Below are 1173 nucleotides of genomic sequence, written 5' to 3'. Positions count from 1 at the left end.
GGTCTCCTCATCGGGATAGAGGTCGATCAGGGCCTCAAGGCCCGGACGCCCGAGGACCGGGATCAGGGACGGCGCGGCGGTCAGGGCCCGCCACTCGACCAGGGACAGTCGCCAGAAGGCGTCGGGGGCGATCGACAGGGCGGCCGCCCGCTGCAGGGCTGCGGTCCAGTCACTCATGCCGAGGCCGCCAGGGCCGCGGCGACGGCAGAGACGGCCTCGGGCACGGTCACGCCGTCGGCCGCCGCGACCGGCTCGCCACCGCCGTCCAGCAGGGCCGCCAGCACGGCGGTCAGGTCCCGCGCCGACAGCCGCGCCATGCGCCCGGGCAGATCGCGCCAGTCGGCGAGGCCCAGCGCCGCCTCGATCCGGGCCAGCGCCCCGAGGGTCAGGCACAGCCGGCGCGGCGTTCCGGCCAGGGTGATGACGACTTCGCCGCGTGCAGGGTTGGGAGGGAGCATGGGGGGCCTTTCAGGTCTTGCCCCCTCCGCGCTTCGCGCTCCTCCCCCAGAGGGGGAAGATGACGTCATCCGCCCCCATGCTCCCCTTCGGGGGAGCTGTCGGCGAAGCCGACTGAGGGGGTCGGGGGGCGGACGGCTGCGCAGCAGCCCGGTGGGGGCGAGTCTCAGATTCTAAATCGCCGTGAACGTCACCGCCCCGGCCGAGGCCAGGCTCAGGGCGAAGGCGACCTCGCCGTCGTGCTGGCCGGCATATTCGAGGGCCGCGACCAGGAACGGCCCCTCCAGCTGGCCGAAGTCAGGGATCACCAGTCGCCAGGTGCGGGCCGACTGGTCGAAGAAGCTCTGGCGGACCTGGGCGTCGGACGCGGCGTCGCGAAACACGCCCGCCCCGGACACGGCCGCCGACCGCACCCCGGCCCCGGCCAGCAGCTCGCGCCAGCGGCCGGCGCTGTCGCTGTCGGTGGCGTCGATGGTCCGGGCATTGAGGCTGATGGTCCGGGCCCGCAGGCCCGCGACGGTGACGAAGGTCGGGGTGGGTGCCCCGTCGCTGATCTTCAGAAGCATGTCCTTGCCGGCTTGTGCGGCCATGGCGGGGTCTCCAGCAAATCCCCCTTCTCCCTTGATGGGGGAAGGGTCGGGGATGGGGGTGAAGGCAGTTCAGGAGGGGGCGAGGCCGGCGTGACATCCGCCGGCGGTATCACCCCCACCCCTGCCC

3 protein-coding genes are annotated in these 1173 nt (G+C 73.4%); all 3 read right to left on the bottom strand.

The window, feature by feature from the left end; all coding sequences use genetic code 11:
* Positions 1–177 (bottom strand): phage tail assembly chaperone (locus DBR10_RS12395; RefSeq protein WP_108556376.1); only part of this gene is annotated, 177 nt, incomplete at its 3' end.
* Positions 174–458 (bottom strand): GTA-gp10 family protein, encoded by a 285-nt coding sequence (locus DBR10_RS12390; RefSeq protein ID WP_108556375.1) that lies wholly within the window; start codon positions 456–458, stop codon positions 174–176. The genes DBR10_RS12390 and DBR10_RS12395, both read right to left, overlap by 4 nt.
* Positions 459–629: 171 nt before the next feature.
* Positions 630–1046 carry a phage major tail protein, TP901-1 family gene (locus tag DBR10_RS12385; protein WP_108556374.1) on the bottom strand — a complete coding sequence of 139 codons (417 nt, stop codon included), beginning with the start codon at positions 1044–1046 and terminating at the stop codon, positions 630–632.
* Positions 1047–1173: the final 127 nt, after the last annotated feature.

Origin of the sequence: Caulobacter sp. HMWF025 (genome assembly GCF_003060965.1) — a bacterium.
Taxonomy (GTDB): Bacteria; Pseudomonadota; Alphaproteobacteria; order Caulobacterales; family Caulobacteraceae; genus Caulobacter.
The sequence above is the reverse complement of the archived record's forward strand: the minus strand, read 5'-3'. Positions and strand labels throughout refer to the sequence as shown.

What these genes read in the sequence shown, in the direction of transcription:
- DBR10_RS12390 (WP_108556375.1), bottom strand. Translation starts at nt 458, where the DNA reads ATGCTCCCTCCCAACCCTGCACGCGGCGAAGTCGTCATCACCCTGGCC.
- DBR10_RS12385 (WP_108556374.1), bottom strand. Translation starts at nt 1,046, where the DNA reads ATGGCCGCACAAGCCGGCAAGGACATGCTTCTGAAGATCAGCGACGGG.